Raw genomic sequence first — 24,919 nt, forward strand, 5'->3', positions numbered from 1 at the left:
GGAGCAATTTCCTCCTGCTAAGTAACCCAGTGGTTGGCCGGGAGTCCAAAACCGCAGTTGACACGTGTCTGATCAGGTTGTTCGCCCTGGTGTGAGCTTCATCACGGGCTGTGGATAGGCTGTCCGGATGCTTCGAGTCGTGGTGTGGGGAACAGGGAATATGGGGTCCACAGCAATCAGGTCCGCGGTGGCGTTTCCGGGCCTGGAACTGTCGGGTGTGATCACGTCTTCGCCGGACAAGGACGGAAAAGACGCCGCGGCCTTCGCCCGGCTCGATGCCGACACGGGTGTCTCCGCAACCACCGACGTCGACGCCGCCCTCGCCGCATGCGACGCGGTGGCTTACATGGCGTCCGGCGACATCCGGCCCGACGACGCCGTCAACGACATCGCCCGCTGCCTGCGGGCGGGCAAGCACGTCGTCACGCCGTCCCTGTACTCCCTCTATGACCCGCGGTCCGCGCCGCCCGAATGGGTGGAGCGCCTGACGGCGGCCGCCGAAGAAGGCGGGGCCTCGCTGCTTGTCAGCGGCGTGGACCCGGGGTGGGGCAATGACGCGCTGGCCATCATCGCGGCCGGATTGTGCACCCGGATCAAGACCATCAACTGCCAGGAGATCTTCGACTACTCGACCTACAACCAGCCGTACGCGGTCAAGGTGTCGTGCGGGTTCGGCGGCTCCATGGATGAGGTGCCGATGATGCTGCTGCCGTCGGTACCGACCATGGTCTGGGGTGGCAACATCCGGCTCATCGCCCGCGGCCTTGGCATGGAGATCGACGAGATCACCGAGGAAGTCGAGCGGTTGCCGCTCGAAGAGTCCGTCGACACCGTGATGGGCCGATTCGAGAAGGGCACGCAGGGCGCGTTCTGGCTCAAGGTGATCGGCAAGTCGAAGGGGCGCGAGCGCGTCGCCATCGACCACATCACCCGCATCCATCCGTCGTGCGCACCGCACTGGCCGCAGCCCGACGAGGGCGTCGGCGACCACCGCGTCATCATCGACGGGGACCCGCAGCTCACCATCACCAGCCGCGCCGACGTCCCAGGCGGCACCCGCGCTGATGGCGGCAACACGACGGCCGCCAACCGCCTGCTCGGAGCGCTGAACTGGCTCGCCCACCAGAAGCCCGCGATCTACGACGGTCTCGATGTGCCGATGCAGTCAGCGCTGCCGCCGGAGGTCGAAGCGACGCGCTGGGCCGACTAGCTCTCCGTTTCGGCGGGCGCTGATTCCGCGTCGGGTAGCTGGCCCACGAGATACTCGGCCAGCCCACCGATGGTCGGGTAGTCGAACACCGCGGTCGCGTTGATCGTGAACGCACCGCCGAACTGGCTGTGTAGCCGATTGCGGAGTTCGATCGCCATCAGTGAGTCCGTACCCAGGTCCAGGAAGCGGCTCGTGCCGGCGGGCGGTTGCGCGAGCCGCAGGAAGGTCTGCACCTCGCGTTGGAGGAATTCGGTCACGAAGCCGGCGCGCTGCGGCACCGGTATCTCCTGTAGTTGGCGAAGCAGCTCGCTGTCACCGGTCACCTCGCCCACGGCACTCGGCAACACGAGGTCGAGGATGGGAGGCCGCGAACTGCCAAGCACTTTCGCCGCACGCTGCCAGTTGGCCTTGATGACGGTCGCCTGGCCGGTTCCATTGGCGACGACCTCTGCGAGGGCACTGAGCGCCGCCGAGGGTTCCAACGGAATGAGGCCCTGCGCACCGATATTGGCGCGCGCGGCTTCCGACGAGGCCATGCCGCCCTGCGCCCAGGGACCGAAGTTGACGCCGGTGGCCGGCAGGCCCTGTGCCCTTCGCTGCGCGATGAGGCCGTCGAGCAGTGCGTTGGCGGTGGCGTAGTTCGCCTGCCCGGGTGAACCGAACAGGCTGGACACCGACGACGACACAATGAAGAAGTCCAATTCGTCATCCATCGTCAGACGATCCAGATGAATGGCGCCGAATGCCTTGGGCGCCAACGCCGTACGGAATCGCTCCACGCTCTGCTGGGACAGCAGTGCATCGTCAAGGGCACCGGCAAGGTGGACCACGCCTGCGAGCGGCGGCAACTCCGCGCGGATCCGCGCCAGCAGTTCCACCACCTCCGATTCGTCGCCGACATCCGCCGACAAGACGTGCACGCGGCACTTGTAGCGCTCGGTGATCTGCTCGATGGCCTGTTGGGCTTCAGCATCGGGCGCACGCCTGCTGGTCAGCACGAGGTCACCCGCGCCGAGTTGAGCCAGATACGAGGCAGTGTGCAGACCGATCGCTCCGAGACCGCCGGTGATCAGATAGCTCCGATCCGCGCGCGGTTGCAGTGGATTCGGGATCTGCACCACGATCTTGCCGATGTGCCGAGCCTGCTGCATGCGGCGGAACGCGGTCCTCGCCTCCGTCAGCGGGTAGATCTCCGCGGGCAGTGGCGTCCACACTCCCTCCGCCAGTCCGTGCGACACCTCGGTCAACAAGCTGCGAATGCGTTCGGGCTCCTGGATTGTCACCGTGTCCAGCGCCACGATCTCGTAGGCGATGTCGGGACGGACTGCAGCCATCTGCTCCGGCGTCCAAATGTCACGCTTGGCGATCTCGGCGAAGCGGCCGTTCTGGGCGGTGGCCCGAACGGTTGCCTCCAGGAAGCCCTCGTTGGTCAGGCTGTTGAGCACGACATCGACACCCGCACCGCCGGTATCCGCCAAGATCTGGTCGGCGAAATCGGTTGTGCGCGAATCATAGACGTACTGCACACCCATCTTGCGTAGCGTCGCGCGCTTGAAGGTGCTTGCCGTCGCGAAGACCGTGGCGCCGCACTGCTGTGCCATCTGAATCGCCGCCAGCCCGACACCGCCGCTGGCCGCGTGGACGAGCACCCGGTCGCCGGGCTTGAGCTGCGCCCAGTCGAACGCGAGGCGGACTGTCAGTGCCGCGGCGGGGATCGTCGCCGCCTCGACTGCACTCACCCCGTCGGGAATCGGCGCCAGCAGCTGGGCCGGCACGTTGAACCGGCTGGCGAACGCGCCCTGCATGAAACCGTAGACGCGCTGGCCCACCTCGAGTCCGGTGACACCATCGCCCAATTGCGTGACGACACCGGCGAAGTCGCCGCCGATCGGTCCGGGGTCACCCGGGTACAGCCCGAGGACGTTGAGCACATCGCGGAAGTTGAGGCCCGCGGCCTCCACCCGGACCTGCACGTAGCCCTCGTTCGGCGGCGCGACATCCCTTTCGGTCAGCCGCAGGTTGTCGATCGCACCGCGTTCGGTGGGCGCGAGGGCGTAGTCGCCGCCGCGCGGCACGGTGAGGTTGCCGCTGCGCGCCCACGGCAATAATCGGGAGGCCAACAACTTCCCTTGCCGCAGAGCCATTTCCGGTTCGTCGACCGGGTGGCCCAGCAGAGTGGACAGCAGCGCAACTGCCTCGGGTGAGCCGTCGCAGTCGACGAGTTTGGCGCGCAGCGCAGGCTCCTCGTTGATCGTGGTGCGCCCGAATCCCCAGAGCGCCGCCTGCACCGCGTCGACCGGCTCACCGGATTCGGTGGCCACGGCCCGCTCCGTGACGATCCACAGCCCGCCGGGCAGTCGCAGGCCACCCTGCACGGTGTGTACGGCGCTGAGCAGGTTGGCGATCTCCGCTTCGAGCCGTGCCGCGGCCTCGGCGGTCGACTCGTCCGTGTTCGGCGCGCCGGCGCGCCAGACGACGCCGGAGAACCCTGCGCCGCTCTCGTGCGCCTGCGACAGGACCTGTCCCAACGGCTCCGAGGCGGTGTTCCGATCGAACGGAATGCAGCCAGGCACCTTGGCGGCCAACTCGCCGAACCCGGCGATCAGCCAGGTGCCGCTCACCGCCGCGTTCTGGTCAGTCGACAGTGGAACCTCGTGCCAGCCAAGGGTGTAGAGCAGCCGGGTGGCGTCGCCGCCGAGGCCGCGCAACAACGCCTCGCGCGGCGCGCGTTTCACGGTGAACTCGCGAATCCCGCCCAGATGACGGCCATTTCGGTCGAGGTAATCGATGTCGAAGACCTGGGTTTCGTTGTCGAGGGCGTTCTCGTGCCACCGCGCGCGGCAGTAGAACCGCCGCGGCATCTTCTCCCGCAGCGTCACCTCCCCATACCGCAACGGTAGAAACAGATCGCTAACGCCCTGTTCGGCAGCGAGCAGCGCCGGGAACGCCGGGAAGGCGACACCGGTGCACAGGTCCATCAGCACCGGGTGCATCGGCTCGGTTCCGAGCTGTTCGGCCAGTTCGTCACCGACGAGGATGTCGCCGATCGCCTCGCCCTCGCCGAGCCACAGCGACTTCAACGAACCGGACCACGTCGGCCCCCACGCCAGTTCCATATCGGCGAACGTGTCGAACAGCTCCTGCGGACGCATACGTTCCAGACGGTCTACGGCTTCGTCGACCGGCTCCTTCTCGGGTGTGGTCTCGTCAGTGCCGGGGGCGATACCGCTGACCACGGTGCCTTCGGCGTTCAACGACCACTCGGCGCCGCGTTCACCGTAGGGGCGACTGTGCACCTGGAACGTCCACTCATTGCCGTTCTGCAGCGGGTGCAGGGTCAACTGCACCTCGCGGGAACTCTTCTCGGGCAAGATGATCGGCTCGTAGAAGAGGACATCCTTCGCATGAGCCGGGGTACCGACGGCGGCCAACGCCATCGCGGCGTACGTCGCTCCTGGCACGATGACGGTGCCGTATATGACGTGGTCGGAAAGCCAAGGCTGCGACTTGACGGACAACCTGCTCGTGTAGACGCAGTCGCCGGAAGCGAGATCCTTGCCATTGCCCAAGATTCCGGAGGACGGCCCGACCCCTCCTTCAATGGCGATGCCGGTCGACTTGGGCCAGAACCGGCGCCGCTGGAATGGATATGTGGGCAGTTCGATTCTGCGACCTGGTTGATGTTGCAGCGCAGCGAAATCGGGCCGTAGGCCGCCGACGTAGGCCGCGGCCAGCGCGTCGGCGATCTGCCGTCGGTCGCTGACGCCCTTGCGCATCGAGACGATCGCCCGCGGGGGAGCCAGGTGCTCCGGCCAGCTCTGCACCGCGGCTCCGGTCAGCACCGGCTGCGGACCGATCTCCATCAACACCGAGCAACCCAGCGCCGCCACGGTCCGCACGCTTTCGGCGAACTGTACGGGCTGGCGCGAGTGCCGCCGCCAGTACTGCGCGTCGATCGGCGTTTGTGTGGTGAGCACGGCGCCGGTGCGGTTACAGACCAACGGTAGCGTCGGGACGGCGAATTCGAACTGTGCTGCGTACGACTCGAATTCGTCGAGAACGGGATCCAGCAGTTCTGAGTGGAAGGCGTGGCTGGTCTCCAGCCACGTGCAGCGAATCGCCTCCTCCTCGAACCGGATGACGACCTTCTCCAGATCCTCGCCAGGTCCCGACAGCACGGTGTTGGGTCCGTTGTAGGCGCCGACCGACACCCGCGGGAACTCGGCGGCGATCTCCTCGACCTGCTTGGCGTCGCTGAACACCGCCACCATCCGCCCACCTTCGGGCAGGCTGCCGAACAGTCGACCGCGCTCGGCGATCAATCGTGCGCCGTCTTCGAGACTGAACACTCCAGCCACACATGCGGCCGCGTATTGGCCCACGCTGTGTCCCAGTACCACGTCGGGCTCGATACCTCGCGACTGCCAGAGCCGAGCCAAGCCCATCTCGACGGCGAATAGTGCCGGTTGTGCAAACGACGTGTGCCGCAGAGACTTTCCAGTTTCTCCGCGGGTCTCTCTATCGGTTGCGAACATGACGTCGAGCAACGGAACGGGCAGGATGTCCTCGACCGCCTCCGCGCAGCGGGTCACCGTCTCGGCGAAAACGGGCTCGGCGGCGAACAATTCACGCGCCATCCCCGGATACTGGCTGCCCTGCCCGGTGAACAACCACGCCGTAGTCGGGGGATTCGTGTGCTCACCGCGGACGACACCGGGTCGCAGGCGATTCTCAGCCAGGTCGGCCAGGCCAGCCCGGGCCTCCTCGATCGAATCCACGACCAGAGCGGCGCGATGTTCGAAATGCGAACGGCCCATTCCAGCGGTCAGGCACACGTCCGCAAGGTCGGCATCCGCGTGGGCGGCCAACCATTCCTCGTAGCGCTGCGCCAACTCCACCAGGGCTTCCGGTGACCGCGCGGACAGCGCAAGCACATTGACCGCATGCTCTTGCGTCTCCGGTTGGGCGGTGACCGTCGATTGCGGCGGGGCCTCCTCGATCAGCACATGTGCGTTGGTGCCGGTGAACCCGAAGGAACTCACGCCCGCGCGGCGCGGCCTACCGCCCGCAGGCCACGGCGTCGCCTCGTTGACGACCCGCACCGGCAGTGAGTCCCAGGGGATGTGCGGCGACGGGGTGTCGAAATGCAGACTCTTCGGCAGGAGGTCATGCTGCAGTGACAACACGACCTTGATCAGACCCGCTGCGCCCGAGGCTGATTCGGTGTGCCCGATGTTGGTCTTCACCGAGCCCATCAGCAGCGGTCGGTCGGCGGCACGGGAGGCGCCGTAGGCGACCGCGGCGGCCTGCACCTCGATCGGATCCCCCAGCGGCGTACCCGTCCCGTGCGCCTCGAGGTAGTCGACGTCGCCACCTGTCAGACCAGCACGCTCCAGCGCGGTCCCGATGAGGCGTTGCTGTGCGCCGCCATTGGGCACGGTCAGGCCGCTGGAAGCGCCGTCCTGGTTGACTGCGCTGCTGGAGATGACAGCGCAGATCCGATCGCCGTCGCGCTGCGCGTCGCTGAGCCTCTTGAGCACGAGAATTCCGCAGCCTTCACCGCGCACGTAGCCGTCGGCGGTGGCGTCGAAGGTCTTACACCGCCCGACGGGGGACAGCATCCTCGCGCGTGAGGCGGCGACGGAGGTCACCGGGCTCAGCAAGACGTTCACCCCGCCTGCCAGCGCCATGTCGCAGTCACCGGAGTGCAATGCCTGGCAGGCTTGATGAACCGCCACCAAAGCCGAACTGCATGCGGTGTCGACCGCTACCGCGGGTCCTTCGAGTCCGAGGGCGAAGGCGACCCGACCGGAGATGGCGTTGAGGGCATTGCCGGTGATGAAGTGGGGCGCGATCTTGTCGAGCGACTCGGCGGACAGCAGATGCGCGTACTCGTTGGCGCCTACCCCGACGAAGATGCCGGTGTGGCTGCCGCGCAATGTCGATGGCGCGTAGCCTGCTCTTTCGAGACCCTCCCACGCCGTTTCGAGCATCAGCCGCTGCTGCGGCTCGATCCAGACAGCCTCGCGAGGGGAGATGCCGAAAAACTCGGGATCGAATCCGTCGACTCCGTCGAGGAATCCGCCGAAGCGCGTGTAGGTCTTGCCGGCGGCCTCGGGGTCCGCATCGTAGAACTCGTCGATGTCGAAGCGATCCTCTGGCACTTCCCGAATCGCATCGACACCGCCGGACAGCAAGTCCCAGAAAGCTTCCGGGTTGGGCGCGCCGGGGAAACGGCACGACACCGCGACGATGGCGATGGGTTCGTCTGTGCGTGTCGTCGCCACTGAGGCCCGCGCAGGAACGGACACCTGCTCGCCGAGGCCGAGCACATCGTGGAGCAGGTAGGCGGACGCATCGGACAGCCGAGGGTGATCCATCACCAGGGTGACCGGTATCTCCTTGCCCACTCCTTGTTCGAGGCGGCGCCGCAATTCGACCGCCATCAACGAATCCATGCCGAGGTCGAAGAACCCGGCGTCCTCCCGGATCTCCGAAGCATCGACACGCGTCACCTCTGCCACCGCGTCGCGCAGGAAATCCGTGAGGAGTTTCTTGCGTTGCTGCACTGGCGCATTGGTGAGTCGCTCGACGAACTCGGTTTTGCCCGAGGGCGTTACGGACGGCGCGGCCCCGGTGAATTGGGCGGGCACCTCGCGCTCCAACTCTGTCAGCAGTGCCCGCCTGCCTGCCTGCTGATAGAGGGGCAGGAAGCGGGTCCAGTCGATCCGGGCGACAACTCCCTGCGCGGGCCCCGATGCCTTCGCCGCCGCCACGACGTCGGCCAGGCCCGCCAGTGCATCAGCAGGCGACAACGTCCGGACCCCACGCTGATCCAGTCGTGCACGAGACTCCGCATCGGCCATTCCCGCCGACCATGGACCGAAGTTGATGCTGACACCAGGGATGCCCTGCTCGCGCAGGCGCCAAGCGAGTCCGTCGAGGAATGCGTTTGCCGCGCCGTAGGCGGTCTGGCCGAATCCGCCCCACACCGAGGCGATCGACGACGTGCTGAGGAAGAAGTCCAAGTTCAGGTCGGCGGCTGCTTCGCTCAAATGCCAAGCACCCCAGACCTTTCCGGCGAAAACGCGGTCGAGTTCGGCGTCGTCCTGATTGCTCAGCGCAGTGGTGCCGATCTCGCCTGCAGCGTGGACGATGCCAGCCAGCGGCGGTAGCTCGGCTCCTACGGTGGTCAACAGGCGTGCAACGGCGTGCGCATCGGCCACATCCGCAGTGACGACACGGAATTCACAACCGTGCTGTTCGCAGAGTGCGTCGATGCGTTGTTGTGCGGCGTCGCTGGGTTCGCTTCGGCTGGTCAGCACCAGATGCCGCGCGCCGTGCGCAGCCAGGTATCCGGCAATCTCCAGTCCTATTGCTCCGAGGCCGCCGGTCACGAGATAGCTGGCGTCCGAGCGCAATTCCATCGGTGTATCGCTCGGCGTTCCCGCGCGCCGAACCAGCCGGGGCACGTAGATCGACTGACCGCGCAGCGCGATCTGGTCTTCTCGGATCGTCGAGTCGCGCGGCGTCGTGATCCGGTTCACCAACCCGGACCATTCGTCGGCTTCGTTTTCCCTGTCTGCCGACAAATCGGCCAGCCCACCCCAGACATGCGGAAGCTCCAGCGACGCGGCGCGTCCGAAGCCCCATAGGCAACTCTGATCCGGTGCCACAGTGTCCGCGTCGGTGGCCCGCTGTGCACCACGTGTCACCATCCAGATGGGGACCGCCAACTCGGCGGCGGCGGCGGCGCGCAGGAGTCGTCGAGTTCCGCCCAAGATCCGGTGTTGCATGCGCAGCAGGGACCGCATCGACGGCGCGGTCACGACGTCGAGCGCCGCGACATGCACGATAGTCAGTGTCGAATCGTCCACTGCCGCAGCGCGCAACGCGTCTGCAAGCTTCTCCTCGTCCGGGTCTGACGCCGGCAGTGCGAGGATCCGGTGCGTGTGTCCGCGGGCTGTGAGCACATCAACGAGAGGTCGGACTGCATCGCTCTTCTCACCGATGAGGATCCATGTGCATTTCTCGTCGGCTTGCGCGCCGGCTATCGGCGTAGGCGACTTGTCCCAGCGGAACTCGTAGCGGTCGTCCGCGATCGATTGGGTCGTCCGTTGTTGATTGTGTTGCGCGGCAAGCTTGCTCAGCACATTCAACGTCTGAGAGTCACCGCTTGCACCGTCGAGCAGCGTGGCGAGTTCTTCGATCCGGCCGTCCTCGAGCAGGCGAAGGGCGTCGCTACTCGCGGGAAGGGGCGGTTCTTGCTCGGCGCGCTGCAGATTGTCGCGAAACCAGTACTCGCGGTGCTCGAACGGGTAGGTCGGCAGGTCGATCTTGCGCGCGTGTGCCTGCCGCAAGGTAGCGAAATCGGGCAGGTGGCCAAGGACATACGCGTCGGCAACGGCCTCGAGGATCTGCCGTTGGTCGGCGGTGGTGGGGCGCAGAGACGTGATCACCCGCGGTGCGGTCGTCGTATCAGGCCATGCCCCAAGGGCTGCGGCGGTGAGTACCGGTCGCGGGCCGATCTCGACCAACAGCTTGCAATTCAGCTCGGCGAGGGTGCGCACGCTCTTGGCGAATTCCACCGGTTGGCGAGCGTGGCGACGCCAGTAGGCCCCGTCGAGTTTCACACTCCAGCCGAGCGCGGCGCCGGTGCGGTTGTCGATCAGAACTCGTTGTGGCGTACGGAAACTGAATCGATCGGCGTACGACTCGAATTCATCGAGGATGGGATCCAGAAGTGCCGAGTGGAACGCGTGGCTGGTCTCCAGCCAGTCACATCGGACACCCTCGGCGGACAGTACCGCCACCGCCGTCTCGAGATCCTGTGCGGGCCCGGACAATACGGTGTTGGCGCCGTTGTAGGCGGCGACCGACAGACTCGGGAACTCGTCGGCCAGTTTCTCCGCACGCTCCGCAGCGGTGAACGCCGCGACCATCCGACCACCCGCGGGCACACTGCCGAACAAGCGGCCCCGTTCGGCCATCAGCAGCGCGCCGTCCTCGAGAGTCAACACGCCCGCGACGCAGGCAGCCGAATACTGACCGACGCTATGACCCAGCACCACGTCTGGCTCGAAACCCCACGACTGCCACAGGCGGGCCAAACCCATCTCCACCGCGAACAAGGCCGGCTGCGCGTAGGCGGTCTGCCGCAGCGTCTCTGCGCTGTCAGGGCTGTCTACGTCGAAAATAACGTCCAGCAACGGCTTTTCGAGCACATCAGCGATCGCTGCCGCGCAACGTTTCAACGTTTCGGCGAACACGGGCTCGGTGTCGAACAGCTTCCGGGCCATGCCGGGGTACTGACTGCCCTGACCGGTGAACAGCCACGCCGTCTTCGGTGCGTCGTGGGACTCTCCGCGAACCAGGCCTGGTGCCGGGCGATCGTCGGCGAGCGCGCCGAGTAGCTCGATGGCGGATTCCCTCGAATTGACCACCAACGCGGCACGGTGCTCCAGGTGGGCGCGACCGGCCCCCGCGGTGAAACACACGTCCGCCAGGGGAGCCTCCGGGTGCGCGCTCAACCAGTCGCGGTATTGGCCGGCGACCTCTACCAGTGCGGTGGGGGTCTTGGCCGAGAGGGGAAGAATGCTGAACCGTCCGTCGCCGGTCTGCTCAACCGGAGTCGGTGCCACAGCGGGAGCTTCCTCGAGGATGACGTGAGCGTTTGTTCCGGCGAACCCGAACGAGCTCACCCCTGCGACACGGGGACGATCACGGCGCTCCCAGGGGATGGTCTGCTTCACCACCTCGACCGGAAGCCGGTCCCAGGGAATGTGCGGCGACGGGTTCTCGAAGTTGAGGTGCTTCGGCAGAGTCTCGTGCTCGAGCGACAGGATGACCTTGATGACGCCCGCAATCCCCGCGGCCGCTTCCAAATGACCGATATTCGTCTTCGCCGAGCCGATCAACAGCGGCCGGCCGGTTTCGCGTCCAGCGCCGAGCACTGCACCTGCGGCCTGGACCTCGATCGGGTCGCCCAGTGATGTTCCGGTGCCGTGTGCTTCCAGGTAGCCGACGTCGCTGGGTTGCAGCCCCGCATGCTTCAGCGCATCGGCGATAACCCGTTGCTGGGCAACACCGTTCGGCACCGTCAAGCCACCCGACGCACCGTCCTGGTTGACCGCGCTGCCGCGGATCACAGCCCGGATCCGGTCACCGTCGCGGATCGCATCCTCGAGGCGCTTGACGACGATGACGCCGCAACCCTCGCCGCGTACATAGCCGTCCGCGGCCGCGTCGAACGTCTTGCACCGGCCGTCGGGCGCGAGCATGTGTGCGCTGGAGAACGTGATCATGGTGGCCGGGGTCAGCAGTACGTTCGCACCGCCGGCCAGCGCGAGGTCACATTCGCCGAAGCGCAACGCCTGGCACGCCTGATGGATTGCCACCAGCGACGAACTGCACGCCGTGTCGACGGCGATCGCGGGTCCCTGCAGCCCCAACCGAAAACTGATCCGACCCGCTGCGGCGGCGTTCGATGTCCCGATGGCCAAATGGGCCTCGATGTCGGAGTAAGCCATCTCGTCGGACGCCATTCCGAAGTAGTCGTGGGTCGCCAACCCGACGAACACACCGGCGTTGGTATTCGCGAGAGCCGTCGGCGCGATACCTGCGTGCTCCACGGCGCGCCACGCGGTCTCCAGCAAAAGCCGATGCTGCGGGTCCATCAACCTGACCTCGCGCGTCGACATACCGAAGAACGGCGCGTCAAAGCCCGTCACATCGTCGACGAAGCCCGCGCGGCGGGTGACGACCTTGCCGGCCGCACCGGGTTCGGGGTCGAAGAATTCGTCGACGTCCCAGCGGTCTTCGGGTACCTCCGATATCGCGTCCCGACCCTCGCGCAGCACGTCCCAAAACTCATCCGCATCCTTGGCACCCGGGAAACGCGCTGCATAACCGACAATTGCGAAGCGTGGGGCCGGCTCGAACGAGTGTTCGGGGAATCCCATGCCGTTGTCCTCCTTACATCGGCGGGCCAGAATGACCCTGCCGGAGATTCGACGCGACCGTAGATTGAACCTCGACGACACTATTGCACGTGCGACGGTGGCATGCGTGACGTTGCTGGCCGGGTTCGGATTCGGGTGCGGGCTGCCGTCCGCGAACCGAAGGTATGTTGGTCCAGCCACGAGTGGTGGTGGATCCGGAGCCGGTTGATCGGGGAGGACGAAGTTTTGCGGATTGGAAAGATCACCGTTGGCGCGCTTGGTGAATGGTCACTGCAGCCCGGCTTGGTCACGTCCTGGCATCCGACTGCCGCGGCCGCCGAAACGGCGCGACGGGCACCGGTCAGTTCGGTGCCGATCAGTTACATGCAGACGCAACATCTTCGTAACTACTGCAATCGGACTACCGCAGGGTTGAACTTCTCGCGGCAAATCATCGCCAGCTGCGAGATGGCCGGCCAGTGTGACGTTTCTGCCATGGACCAGGCCGTCAACGAGTATCTGCGTCGGCACGACACGTTCCGCAGCTGGTTCGAACAGACCAGCGACGGTGAGTTCGTCCGGCATGCCATCGAAGATCCGGCTGACATCGAATTCGTGCCGATCGACCAGGGCTACCTGACGGTCGACGAAATTCATGCTCATGTGGTGGACATACCGAGTCCGTTGGAATGGGGCTGCTTCACGTTCGGGATCGTCCAGCAGGAGAGCCACTTCACGTTCTTTGCCGCCATGGATCACGTGCACGGCGACGCGACGTTGATCGGCACCACGATGATGGAGGCCAACGGAATGTATTCGGCGCTGAGTGAGGGCGGTCAGGCCCTCGCTCTTCCAGACGCCGGTAGCTTCAGCGATTTCTGTATCCGCGAACGCGAGTACACGTCAGCGTTGACAGTGGATTCGCCAGGCGTACGCGCATGGATCGACTTCGCAGAAAACAACCGCGACGGCTTTCCGGAGTTCCCTCTTCCGCTGGGCAACCCGAATGAGTCGACGAGCAGCGACATGACCTCGCTGGTCCTGATGAGCCCGGAACAGACGGAGCGATTCGAATCGGCCTGCACGGCGGCCGGCGCACGCTTCGTCGGCGGTCTGTTCGCCTGCCTCGGCCTGGTGGAGCACGAGTTCACCGGTGCTCTCACGTATTACGGCCTGACACCGCGGGATTGCCGCACCGGCGGCGACAATTTCATGACGCAGGGTTGGTTCACCGGTTTGATCCCGATCACCGTCCCGATCGCCGCGACCTCGTTCGCCGATGCCGCGTGGGCGGCGCAGGCGTCTTTCGATTCAGGCTTGGACATGTCGCGAGTGCCGTATTACCGAGTGTTGGAGTTGGCGCCGTGGTTGGACTGGCCACGACCGAACTTCCCGGTGTCGAACTTCTTCCACGGTGGCGCGGCGCCGCTGAATGCCATTCTCGCGGCCGCCGACATGGGCCTTGCCGACAACGTCGGTATCTATCCTGACGGCCGGTTCTCGTATCAATTGACGATCTACATCTTCCGGTACGGGGAGGGGACCGTGATGGCGATCATGCATCCCGACAACCCCGTCGCCAGGAAATCCGTCACCCGCTACATGGAGGCGATGAAGTCGGTGGCCATCCGGGTGGCTGACAGCGGGCAGTGGGGACGCGTCGCATAGCTTGGGCGAGTTCGGGGCGAAGTGAGGGCGATATGCGACGGCTAGCGGATCTTGTGGTGCGGTGGCCCTGGGCGGTGGTCGGGGTCTGGATCGCGATTGCGATCGCCCTGCCGCTGACGTCCCCGAGCCTGAACGAGATGGCCCAGCGGCATCCGCTCGCCATCCTGCCCAACGACGCCCCGTCGAGTGTCGCCGCTCGGCAGATGGCAGACGCGTTTCATGAGTCGGGTTCGGAGAACCTCTTAATCGTTGCGTTCATCAACGAATCCGGGCTCAAGCCCGCCGACGAGGCCACCTACCGCAAGGTGGTCGACGCGCTACGCGACGACGTCACAGATGTCGTGATGGTTCAGGACTTCTTCACCACCCCGCAACTGCGCCCGTTCCTGACGAGCAAGGACAAGACGACGTGGGTGTTACCGGTCGGGCTCGCGGGCGAGTTGGGCACGCCGCACGCATATGCGGCCTACAACCGGGTTGCCGACGTCGTCAAACAAAACGCCGCTGGCAGCCCCATGGCTGTGCACGTGACCGGACCCGCGGCCACGGTTGCCGACCTGACTGTCGCGGGCGAGCACGATCGCCTCCCGATCGAGATCGCGATCGGCGTCCTGGTGCTTCTCGTACTGCTGGTGGTGTACCGCAACCCGGTCACGATGCTCCTGCCGCTGGCGGCGATCGGCGCGGCTCTGGTGACCGCACAGGCCGTGGTGGCCCGGGTGTCCGATCTGTTCGGCATAGGCGTCTCGAACCAGTCCGTCATATTTCTTTCCGCGATGATCGCCGGCGCGGGAACCGACTACGCGGTCTTTCTCATCAGCCGCTACCACGACTATCTACGCCAGGGCGCAGATCTCGATGGCGCGGTGAAGCGGGCGTTGATCTCGATCGGCAAGGTGATCACCGCATCTGCGGCCACCGTCGGAATCACCTTTCTCGGGATCAGCTTTGCCCGGATGGGGGTGTTCTCGACGGTCGGTGTGGCGTGCGCGATCGGGGTGGGCGTGGCATACCTCGCCGCAATCACATTGCTTCCTGCCATCCTGGTCCTCGCCGGGCCGCGCGGCTGGGTCAAGCCCCGACGCCAACTCACCAGCCGGTTCTGGCGACGGTCGGGGGCCCGCATCGTGCGGCGGCCGAAGGCCCATCTAGTCGGCAGCCTGGTCGTCCTTCTGATCCTCGCGAGCTGCGCAACCTTGGTGCATTACAACTACGACGACCGCAAAGCCCTCGGGTCATCGGCGTCGAGTTCGATCGGGTACGCCGCACTGGAACGCCACTTCCCCATCAGCCAGGCCGTACCCGAATACGTCCTGGTCGAGTCCCCCCGCGACCTGCGCACGCCGCAGGCCCTCGCGGACCTGGAGCAGATGGCACAACGGGTCAGCCAACTGCCGAACATCGGTCTCGTCAGCGGCCTCACCCGACCCACCGGAGAAGTGCCGCAGGAGTTCAGGGCCACCTATCAGGCGGGCATCGTCGGCGATCGGATGGCGCAGGGCTCGGCCGTGATCAGCGACAATTCCAAGGACCTCAACCGGTTGCAGGACGGCGCAGGCACGCTGGCCGCCAGCCTCAGCGACGTGCGCGCTCAAATCAACCGGATCGCCCCCAGCATGCAGCGGCTGATCGACGCGTTCAACTCGATGCGAGGCCAATTCGGCGGAAACAAGCTGGTCCAGCAGGTCGACACGGCCGCACAGCTCGTGCAGAGCGTCAACGCGCTCGGCAATTCGATGGGCATGAACTTCTCGAGCGTCAAGGACATGTTCGGGTGGATCGGTCCGGTGTTGATGGCGTTGAACGGCAACGCCGTCTGCGACGCCAACCCCTCATGCAGCGATACCCGCATGCAGTTTCAGAAGTTGATGGCCGCGCGTGACGACGGGCGCCTCGACCAGATCAACACCCTGGCCGGGCAACTGCAGGGGTTCGGCGACAAGCAGACCCTCAACGCCACGGTGAAACAACTCAACGATGCGCTCTCGCAGTTCAGTTCGGCGATACGCAGCATGGGTCTCGACAAACCCGGTGGGCTGCAGGCGGGCCTGACCCAGGCCAGGCAGAACGCGAACAAGTTGGCAGACGGGAGCCGGCAGGTGGCGGGCGGAGTGGACCAACTCGTCGGCCAGGTCAAGCTGATGGGCGACGGACTCGACGAGGCGGCCGCGTTCTTGTTGGCGATGCGAAACGACGCGGCGGATCCGTCGATGGCGGGCTTCAATCTTCCCGCCCAGGTTCTTCAACTCGACGACTTCAAGAAGGCCGCGAGGATTTATATCTCGGCCGACGGCCACACGGCCCGGTATCTGGTGCAAACCACGCTGAACCCGTTCAGTGCCGAAGCGATGGATCAGGTGAATGCGATCACCGACGCCGCTCGAAGCGCACAACCGAACACCCAATTGGCCGACGCCAAGATAACGATGGGCGGATTTCCCGCCTCGCTGCGGGATACCCGCGACTATTACGAGCACGACATCCGGTTCATCATCGTCGTGACGTTGATCGTCGTGCTGCTCATCCTGATGGTGCTGCTGCGCGCGATCGTCGCGCCGCTGTATCTGGTTGGCTCCGTGGTCATCTCGTACTTTGCCGCACTCGGTATCAGCGTCTTGACCTTTCAGTACCTGCTCGGCCAGCAATTGCACTGGAGCGTGCCCCCACTGGCCTTCGTGGTGCTGGTCGCGGTGGGCGCCGACTACAACCTGCTGTTCGTCTCGCGAATGCGCGACGAGTCTCCGCACGGCATGCGCTACGGCGTGATGCGCACCCTGACGTCGACCGGCGGGGTGATCACTGCGGCTGGGTTGATCTTTGCCGCCTCGATGTCCGGTCTGCTGTTTTCCAGCATCACCACCGTGGTCCAGGGCGGGTTTTTGATCGGTGTCGGCGTCCTGTTGGACACCTTCCTGGTACGGACCGTCACAGTGCCCGCCATGGCGACATTGGTGGGGCGGGCAAACTGGTGGCCCTCACGACTGAGCAGGCAGCAACCGGTACGACGCGCCTAGCAACGGCGGGGTCGGCGCGCAGAAGCGATGTGTGTGAAACTTCAAGGGAAAGTCGATGGGTCATGTAAAGGAATGAAAAACCTCTTCGCCCTGACTTACGATGTCGTTAATTACAAGTCGTACAGCGACTTTCGAGGTGCCAGCCGAGAATGGCGCCGAGCCGACGGATTGAGCGAGTTAGTACGGATGTGACGTGACACCTACGCCCCAAGCAACGATTCTCTCGATGCTGCACGGCCGTGCCGCCCTGCGGCCCGGCGACGCAGCGTTCACCTTCACCGACTACGCCAGTGTCCCGGCGGGTGTTTCCGAGACTCTCACGTGGTCGCAATTATCCCGCCGAACCTTGAACGTGGCGGTTGAGCTAAGCCTTAACGCGGCGGCAGGAGACCGGGTGGTGATCCTGGCTCCGCAAAGTCTGGATTACGTCGTGGCATTCCTGGGAGCCATGCAGGCGGGCCTCATCGCGGTGCCGCTGCCGCTGCCCCATCGCGGCTCGGGTCAGGATCGGCTGAGTGCGGTGCTGGGTGACGCCGCGCCTACGGTTGTCCTCACCACGTCTGCGGTTGCCGACGACGTCGCCGGCTATATCGATCGAGCACCCGTCGATGTTGTTCCGAAGGTCGTCGAAATCGATTCGATCAATTTGGACGCCGAGGGCGGGGCCGCCTTTTCGACGGCCGATTTCCCCAACACCGCGTATCTGCAGTACAGCTCGGGTTCGACCAGGCTGCCGACCGGCGTGATGATCTCGCACCACAACCTGCAGACGAATTTCGAGCAGCTGATGCGCTCTTATTTCGGGGGTGCACACGCCAAAACCGCCACCGATGCCACGTTCGTGTCGTGGTTGCCCTTCTACCACGACATGGGCTTGATGATGGGCATCTGCGGGCCGATCCTGAGCGGACATCCCGCCGTCTTGACGAGTCCGACTGCGTTCGTGGAAAGGCCGGCCAGATGGCTGCGAGCACTGGCGCAGAATTCTCGTGCGTTTTCGGCCGCGCCCAACTTCGCCTTCGACCTGGCAGCTCGACAAACGGCCGACAGTGATCTCGCCGGGCTCGACCTCGGCGGGGTGCACGCCATCATCAACGGCGCCGAACGGGTCGAACCGTCCACCCTGGAACGTTTCTCAGATCGGTTTGCGCACTTCAATTTTCGCGACCACATGCTGCGTCCTTCGTACGGACTGGCGGAGGCGACCGTCTTCGTGGCGAGTGGCACCTGGAGTGATTCGTCGGGGGCGGCCCATTTCGATGCGGACGAATTGTCCGCGGGCAGCGCTGTGCGGTGTCCGCCAGGGACAGGCTCAGCCCTGGTGCGATACGAACTGCCGCCGTCACCGGCGGTGCGGATCGTCGACGTCGACACAAGCCTGGAATGCCCGCAGAACGTCGTCGGGGAGATCTGGGTGCATGGCGACAATGTCGCCGACGGCTACTGGAGCAGATCGCCGGAGGAGCAGCAGTGCTTCGGCGCAACGCTGGGTGCCCCTTCGCCTGGCACGGCTGACGGGCCCTGGCTACGAACGGGCGATTTGGGCTTCATGTCAGATGGCGGGTTGTTCATCGTCGGCCGCATCAAGGACATGTTGATCATTCGCGGCCGCAATCATTTCCCCGAGGACATCGAGGCGACGGTCCAAGAGATCACCCGCGGTCGGGTCGCGGCGATTTCGGTTCCGGTGAACAGCACGGAGAAGTTGGTGACCGTCGTCGAAGTCAAGAAGCGTGGAGATTCCGCGGCAGAGACAGAGGCGACGCGCTGGCTCAGTGAGGTCAAAAGCGATGTCACCTCCGCGATATCCAACGCGCACGGCCTGAATGTCGGTGATCTGGTTCTGGTGCCTCCCGGCTCGATCCCCACCACGACGAGCGGCAAGGTCCGGCGCGCCGCCTGCGCCGAGCAGTACCGGCGGGACCAGTTCGTTCGGTTGGACGCCTAAAGCGGGCCGGTAGGCGGAGTAAGGTCTGGAGAGTGGGAATGCGGAGACTGGTTGCATCGGTCAGTGCGCTGGTAACCGTAGGCGCCACAGGCTTTTTCGGTGTCGGGACTGCCGCAGCCGATGATTCACTGGCCGGGTGGACGCCTGACCACGGGGCGCCGGACAACGGGCCACCGCCGTTGGGGACCCCGGGCCGCGGGTACGCGCTGGGCGGTGCGCACGTGCTCGGCATTCCATACGACGAGTACATCAAGCGCACGGGTGCTGACTGGTTCCCGGGATTGGATCGACAGATCGTCGGCTATCCCGCGGGTCAGGTTCAGGGCCACACTCTCGAGAGGTTGTTTCCTGGGATAGGCCAGCTTGATGTCGGCTTCCCGGGTCTTGGCATCGACGGTCCCAGCATCGGCGAGTCGGTCGACGAGGGTGAGGGCAACCTCGAAACGGCGATCCGCAACGGCGGTCCCGGCACCACGATCGGCTTGTCCGAGGGTGCGATGGTGCTCGACGCCGTGCAGGCGAAGCTCGCGAACGATCCGACCGCGCCGCCGCCGAACACCTTGAGCTTCGCGACGTATGGCGATCCGCTTGCCAAGCACGCCTTCGGCGAGAGTTTCCTGACGCAGATGTTTCCCGTCGGCAGCGTCGTACCTTCCCTCGACTTCCGCATGCCGGCACCGGTGGAAAGCCAGTACGACACATACCAATTCGTCTCTGCGTACGACAGCATCGCCGACTGGCCCGACAGGTCGGACAACTGGATGTCGGTGTTGAACGCGGTCGTGGGGCTCGCGACCGGTCACACCGCAGTGGCGTTCACCAACCCGAGCAACGTGCCGCCGGAGAACATCAGGACGACCGTCAACTCCAGGGGCGCCAAGACGACGACGTACCTGATCCCCGAACAGCACCTTCCGCTGGTGTTGCCGTTCAAGTACCTCGGGGTGGATGAAGGCACGCTGAATCAGCTCGACGGGGTACTGAAACCGATGGTGGATGCGGGATATTCGCGAAACGACAATCCGCTGACCGCTCCGATCACGGTGGATCCGGTGCGCGGCTACGACCCGGCGGCGGCGACCGCACCGGCGACACAGGCGGCCTTCGGCGGGGGTGCCGATCCTGTCTCACAACTCCTCGCCGGCATGCAGTACGTGCTGAATCATCCGGGCGGCTAGAGCCCGGCCAACCCTGCGACGAGCAGCACGCATCCGACCGCGGTCAGCAGCATCGCGACCGCGCGCCGCCGCCGCGATCGCAGCCAGTCCTGCACTGCCGACAGCATTGCGCGGGTGCGGTCAGGGGCCAGCAAGAAGCACACGAGAGGGATCTCGACGAACCCGAACGCCACCACGTTGAACAGCAGTAGGGCGCCGAACTGAACCGAGGCCGCCGCACCCGAGGCGACGATGAGCGCCAGCACGGCGAGGTAGTCGACGGACGGCAGCGCGATGCCGAGGCCCGCGACGCCCGCCGTCCACAGCGACCGGCCGTTGAGTAGTTGCTGGATGCGTGTCGCGAGCGGTTCAAATCGCTCTGATGCAAAACCCACGCGGGTGGCAACCACGGCGGCGTTGAGCAACAGCACCACGCCGACGACGATCTGGACCCGTGGCAGCGTGAAATGGGCTGACCCCAAGGCTGGCCGAAAAACGAACAGCACGATCACGCCCACCGCGAGGCCCATCGCGAATCCGCCGGTCAGGAAGGCCAGTAGTTGTAGACCCGGTCGCGGCCGGTTGATCATCAGGACGGTCATGCCGATCCGGAACGGCTCCAGGCTGACCGCAATGGCCATCGCCAGGAGCGTTATCCACATATCGGGCCACAGGCTACCGTGAGCGCGACGATGGTCACCGCTACCGGCCGCGTGTGAAGATGGAGTCGATGAGCGATACCGATCTCACCCCGACCACGCTGCGGGAAGCGTTCGGACATTTCCCCTCCGGCGTCATCGCGATAGCCGCGGAGGTAGACGGCACCAGGATCGGGCTGGCGGCAAGCACGTTTGTCCCGGTGTCACTCGACCCGCCGCTGGTGTCGTTTTGCGTACAGAACACCTCCGAGACGTGGCCGAAGCTGAAGGGCCTGCCCGCACTGGGCATCAGCGTGCTCGGCGAGGCCCACGACGCCGCCGCCCGCACGCTGGCAGCCAAGACAGGCGACCGGTTCGCGGGCCTGGAGACCGTGTCGCGGGAGTCGGGTGCGGTATTCATCTCGGGTACGAGTGTGTGGCTGGAAAGCGCGATCGAGCAGCTGGTCCCTGCCGGCGATCACACCATAGTGATTCTGCGGGTCAGCGATATCACCGTGCATGCCGACGTGCCGCCGATTGTGTTTCACCGCAGCACATTTCGTCGGCTCGGCGCCTAACGGTGCCGGTTCAGGGACGGTCGGCAAGCTCCTCGCGATAGCCCTGGACGCGCTGTTCGAGTTCTTCAGCGTCAGCCGGCCTGCCTTCTTTGCGGGCCAGCTCCGCGCGTGTGCTCAGCTCACGAATCGCGGTACGAATGTCATTGATGCTTCTGGGCTCTCGCAGGGGCATTGCGCTGCCTTTCGTCGTTGATTGGCCGCTTTTCTGCGAGAGTACCCGCGCTCAGCTCCGTCGGAACAGCTTGTCGCCGAGCCACACGATCGGGTCGTACTTGCGATCGGCCGCCCGCTCCTTGAGCGGGATCAGCGCATTGTCCGTGATCTTGATGTGCTCGGGGCAGACCTCGGTGCAGCACTTGGTGATGTTGCAGAAGCCAAGGCCATTTTCTTCCTGCGCCTGCACCGCACGACGGTCGTGCGTGTCGAGCGGATGCATGTCGAGTTCGGTCTGGCGCATCAGATACCGCGGACCCGCGAAGGCCTGCTTGTTCTCTTCGTGGTCACGCACGACGTGGCAGGTGTTCTGGCACAGGAAGCACTCGATGCACTTGCGGAACTCCTGTGACCGGTTCACGTCCTCCTGCATCATCCGGTACTCGCCCGGCTGCAGATCCTTCGGCGGCGCGAATGACGGTATCTCCCTGGCCTTTTCATAGTTGAACGACACATCGGTGACCAGGTCGCGAATGACGGGGAACGTCCGCAACGGCGTGATCGTGATGGTGTCGGCCGGATCGAACGTGGACATCCGGGTCATGCACATCAACTTCGGCCTGCCGTTGATCTCGGCCGAGCAGGAACCGCACTTGCCTGCCTTGCAGTTCCACCGGACCGCCAGGTCGCCGGCCTGCGTCTGCTGCAGGCGATGGATGATGTCGAGCACCACCTCGCCCTCGTTGACGTCCACGGAGAAGTCCTGCAGCGCGCCGCCGTCGTCGTCACCACGCCACACCCGCAGCTTCGCTTGATAGGCCATCAGCTTCTCCTTGCCGGGTGGTTGACGAGTTCGTCTGGGGTGAAGTACTTCTCGAGTTCCTCGATGTCGACGAGCTCGAGGAGGTCATCGCGCATCGGCACCTGGTCCTCATGGGTGATGCTGATGTCGGGCACCACGGTGTCGCCCTCGGCGCGGCACACCAGAAGCGTCTTGCGCCACGACGCGTCCATCGACGGGTAGTCGTCGCGGGTGTGGCCGCCGCGGCTCTCGGTGCGCTCCAGCGCGGCCTTCGCGATGCACTCGCTGACCAGCAGCATGTTGCGCAGGTCGATGGCCAGATGCCAACCCGGGTTGAACTGCCGATGGCCTTCAACCTGGACCTTCTTGTAGCGCTCGCGCAACTCCTGCAGCCTGTCCAGCGCCTCGGTCACCTCGTCGGCCTTGCGGATGATGCCGACCAGGTTGTTCATCGTGTCTTGAAGGTCGAGTTGCAGCGTGTAGGGGTTCTCGGCGCGATCGCCGTTGGTCGGGCCGTCGAACGGCGCCAACGCCAGCTTGGACGCGTCCGCGAGGGCCTCGTCGGAGACCTTGGGCCGCTCCGGCAGCGCCCGCACGTAATCGGAAGCGCCGAGCCCGGCGCGGCGGCCGAAGACCAGCAGGTCGGACAGCGAGTTGCCGCCCAGCCGGTTGCTGCCGTGCATGCCGCCGGAGCACTCGCCGGCGGCGAACAGCCCGGGCGTCTTGGCGGCGCCGGTGTCGGGGTCGACCTCGATGCCGCCCATCACGTAGTGGCAGGTCGGCCCGACTTCCATCGGCTCCTTGGTGATGTCGACCTCGGCCAGCTCCATGAACTGGTGGTACATCGACGGCAGCCTGCGCTTGATCTCCTCGGCGGGCAGCCGCGACGCGATGTCGAGGAACACGCCACCGTGCGGCGAGTTACGCCCGGCCTTCACCTCGGAGTTGATGGCGCGGGCCACCTCGTCGCGGGGCAGCAGGTCGGGGGTGCGGCGCGCGGAGTCGTTGTCCTTGAGCCACTGGTCGGCCTCTTCGATGCTCTCCGCGTACTGACCTTTGAACACCGGCGGGATGTAATCGAACATGAACCGGGTGCCTTCGGAGTTCTTCAGCACTCCGCCGTCGCCGCGTACACCCTCGGTGACGAGGATGCCCTTCACGCTGGGCGGCCACACCATGCCCGTCGGGTGGAACTGGACGAACTCCATGTTGATCAGCGTCGCGCCTGCGCGCAGCGCAAGCGCATGCCCGTCGCCGGTGTACTCCCATGAGTTCGAAGTCACCTTGTAGGACTTGCCGATTCCGCCGGTGGCCATCACCACGGCAGGCGTCTCGAACAGGATGAAGCGCCCGCTCTCGCGCCAGTAGCCGAAGGCTCCCGCGATCCGATCCCCATCCTTGATCAGGTCGGTGATGGTGCACTCGTGGAAAACCTTGATGCGGGCCTCGTAGTCGCCGAACTCGGCCTTGTCCTCCTGCTGCAGCGAGACGATCTTCTGCTGCAGGGTGCGGATGATCTCCAGCCCGGTGCGGTCGCCGACGTGGGCCAGGCGCGGGTAGGTGTGTCCACCGAAGTTGCGCTGGCTGATGCGGCCGTCCTTGGTGCGGTCGAACAGTGCCCCGTAGGTTTCCAGCTCCCAGACGCGGTCGGGAGCCTCCTTGGCGTGCAGTTCGGCCATCCGCCAGTTGTTCAGAAACTTCCCGCCGCGCATGGTGTCTTTGAAGTGGACCTGCCAGTTGTCCTTCGGGTTGGCATTGCCCATCGCCGCCGCGCAGCCGCCCTCGGCCATCACGGTGTGTGCCTTGCCGAACAACGACTTACAGACCACGGCGACCTTCAAACCGCGTTCGCGTGCCTCGATGACAGCACGTAAACCCGCGCCGCCGGCACCGATCACGACCACGTCGTATTCGTGCCGTTCGATGTCAGCCATAAATAAACCTCACTACTGTTGCTCTCGGAAAAGTCTGTCAGCCAATGAATCTGAGATCGGAAATGGTGCCGCTGGCCACCAGAGCGATGTAGAGATCGGTGAGTATCAGCGTCCCAAGGGTGATCCATGCGTATGTCTTGTGCCTGGTGTTCAACGCGCTCACCTGGGTCCAGAACCAGTAGCGCACAGGGTGTTTGGAGAAATTCTTGAGGCGCCCGCCGACGACGTGGCGGCAGGAGTGGCACGACAGCGTGTACGTCCACAATAGGACGACGTTGATGACGAGGATGACGTTGCCCAGGCCGAAGCCAAAGCCCGATGGTGACTGGAAGGCGATGATCGCGTCGTAGGTGTTGATCACCGAGATGAGCGCCGCGATGTAGAAGAAATAGCGATGCGAGTTCTGCAGGATCAACGGAAACCGTGTCTCACCAGTGTATTTCGCGTGGGGCTCGGCCACTGCGCATGCGGTGGGTGCCTGCCACACCGACCGGTAGTAGGCGCCGCGGTAGTAGTAGCAGGTCAGCCGGAACAGCAGTAGGAACGGCAGTGTCATCGCCGCGTAGGGCAACCACCACACGTCGGGCAGGATCTGCGGCCAGAAGTGACTGGCCTCAGGGACGCAACCCTTGCTGATGCACGGCGAGTAGAACGGCGTCAGGTAGTGGTACTGGGGGACGTAGTAGTTGTTCTGCAGGAACGCCCGCACCGTCGCGTAGATCAAAAAGACCGCGAAGCCAAGGTCGACGATCAGCGGTGACTGCCACCACCGGTCGGTGCGCAGGGTGCGCTCTGGAATCTGGGCACGGCTCGGTGAAAAGACGCCGGTCGCTTTGCGGTCGGCGGTGGGTGCGCTCACGTTTCCCTTTCGGTGTGG

12 protein-coding genes are annotated in these 24,919 nt (G+C 65.1%); 6 read left to right on the plus strand and 6 right to left on the minus strand.

Features of this window, described 5'->3' with window-relative positions:
• The first annotated feature begins 127 nt into the window (after positions 1-127).
• Positions 128-1,210 carry a dihydrodipicolinate reductase gene (locus J3E61_RS10650; protein ID WP_210083533.1) on the plus strand — a complete coding sequence of 361 codons (1,083 nt, stop codon included), beginning with the start codon at positions 128-130 and terminating at the stop codon, positions 1,208-1,210.
• On the opposite strand, the gene J3E61_RS10655 is transcribed toward J3E61_RS10650, so the two are convergent.
• Complete coding sequence (locus J3E61_RS10655; protein ID WP_210083534.1) at positions 1,207-12,171, minus strand: SDR family NAD(P)-dependent oxidoreductase; 10,965 nt, start codon at positions 12,169-12,171, stop codon at positions 1,207-1,209. The two genes, J3E61_RS10650 and J3E61_RS10655, sit on opposite strands and share 4 nt — an antisense overlap.
• A gap of 225 nt (positions 12,172-12,396) precedes the next feature.
• On the opposite strand from J3E61_RS10655, the gene J3E61_RS10660 reads away from it, so the two are divergent.
• The 4 genes from J3E61_RS10660 (at position 12,397) to J3E61_RS10675 (ending at position 19,958) form a co-directional block, all read left to right on the plus strand.
• Complete coding sequence (locus tag J3E61_RS10660; RefSeq protein WP_210085501.1) at positions 12,397-13,818, plus strand: acyltransferase; 1,422 nt, start codon at positions 12,397-12,399, stop codon at positions 13,816-13,818.
• Between the two features lie 74 nt (positions 13,819-13,892).
• A complete protein-coding gene (locus J3E61_RS10665) occupies positions 13,893-16,832 on the plus strand; it encodes an RND family transporter (protein ID WP_210085502.1) in 2,940 nt (979 codons plus the stop codon).
• A gap of 226 nt (positions 16,833-17,058) precedes the next feature.
• A complete protein-coding gene (locus J3E61_RS10670; protein ID WP_210085503.1) occupies positions 17,059-18,780 on the plus strand; it encodes an AMP-binding protein in 1,722 nt (573 codons plus the stop codon).
• 38 nt (positions 18,781-18,818) lie between these two features.
• A complete protein-coding gene (locus J3E61_RS10675) occupies positions 18,819-19,958 on the plus strand; it encodes a PE-PPE domain-containing protein (protein ID WP_192725894.1) in 1,140 nt (379 codons plus the stop codon).
• Here the strand turns inward: J3E61_RS10675 and J3E61_RS10680 are convergent.
• Positions 19,955-20,599, minus strand: a complete 645-nt coding sequence (locus J3E61_RS10680) for a GAP family protein (protein WP_210083535.1) — start codon at positions 20,597-20,599, stop codon at positions 19,955-19,957. The two genes, J3E61_RS10675 and J3E61_RS10680, sit on opposite strands and share 4 nt — an antisense overlap.
• A gap of 68 nt (positions 20,600-20,667) precedes the next feature.
• Between J3E61_RS10680 and J3E61_RS10685 the strand changes: the two genes are divergently transcribed.
• Positions 20,668-21,153: a flavin reductase gene (locus J3E61_RS10685; protein ID WP_192725892.1), complete on the plus strand. Its 486-nt coding sequence runs from the start codon at positions 20,668-20,670 to the stop codon at positions 21,151-21,153.
• Positions 21,154-21,163: 10 nt separating this feature from the next.
• Here the strand turns inward: J3E61_RS10685 and J3E61_RS10690 are convergent, their stop codons facing one another.
• The 4 genes from J3E61_RS10690 to J3E61_RS10705 are packed head-to-tail and all read right to left on the minus strand — an operon-like array spanning position 21,164 to position 24,901.
• Positions 21,164-21,325, minus strand: coding sequence for a hypothetical protein (locus J3E61_RS10690; RefSeq protein WP_192725891.1), 162 nt, complete (start codon positions 21,323-21,325; stop codon positions 21,164-21,166).
• Positions 21,326-21,376: 51 nt separating this feature from the next.
• Entirely contained in the window at positions 21,377-22,129 is a 753-nt protein-coding gene (locus J3E61_RS10695; RefSeq protein WP_192725890.1) for a succinate dehydrogenase/fumarate reductase iron-sulfur subunit, read from the minus strand.
• The gene (locus J3E61_RS10700; RefSeq protein WP_192725889.1) at positions 22,129-24,042 is read right to left on the minus strand and encodes a fumarate reductase/succinate dehydrogenase flavoprotein subunit; all 1,914 of its coding nucleotides are present in this window, start codon (positions 24,040-24,042) and stop codon (positions 22,129-22,131) included. Before J3E61_RS10700 ends, J3E61_RS10695 begins: the two co-directional genes overlap by 1 nt.
• Before the next feature lie 37 nt (positions 24,043-24,079).
• Complete coding sequence (locus J3E61_RS10705) at positions 24,080-24,901, minus strand: hypothetical protein (RefSeq protein WP_210083536.1); 822 nt, start codon at positions 24,899-24,901, stop codon at positions 24,080-24,082.
• Positions 24,902-24,919 lie beyond the last annotated feature (18 nt).

It is taken from the genome of Mycobacterium sp. OAE908 (assembly GCF_017872775.1).
Lineage (GTDB): Bacteria > Actinomycetota > Actinomycetes > Mycobacteriales > Mycobacteriaceae > Mycobacterium.

Bases quoted from the DNA above. Each gene is read 5' to 3' on its own strand.
- J3E61_RS10670 (WP_210085503.1), top strand. From the start codon at position 17,059: ATGCTGCACGGCCGTGCCGCCCTGCGGCCCGGCGACGCAGCGTTCACC.
- J3E61_RS10680 (WP_210083535.1), bottom strand. From the start codon at position 20,599: ATGTGGATAACGCTCCTGGCGATGGCCATTGCGGTCAGCCTGGAGCCG.
- J3E61_RS10650 (WP_210083533.1), top strand. From the start codon at position 128: ATGCTTCGAGTCGTGGTGTGGGGAACAGGGAATATGGGGTCCACAGCA.
- J3E61_RS10685 (WP_192725892.1), top strand. From the start codon at position 20,668: ATGAGCGATACCGATCTCACCCCGACCACGCTGCGGGAAGCGTTCGGA.
- J3E61_RS10690 (WP_192725891.1), bottom strand. From the start codon at position 21,325: ATGCCCCTGCGAGAGCCCAGAAGCATCAATGACATTCGTACCGCGATT.
- J3E61_RS10695 (WP_192725890.1), bottom strand. From the start codon at position 22,129: ATGGCCTATCAAGCGAAGCTGCGGGTGTGGCGTGGTGACGACGACGGC.
- J3E61_RS10700 (WP_192725889.1), bottom strand. From the start codon at position 24,042: ATGGCTGACATCGAACGGCACGAATACGACGTGGTCGTGATCGGTGCC.
- J3E61_RS10655 (WP_210083534.1), bottom strand. From the start codon at position 12,171: ATGGGATTCCCCGAACACTCGTTCGAGCCGGCCCCACGCTTCGCAATT.
- J3E61_RS10675 (WP_192725894.1), top strand. From the start codon at position 18,819: ATGCGGAGACTGGTTGCATCGGTCAGTGCGCTGGTAACCGTAGGCGCC.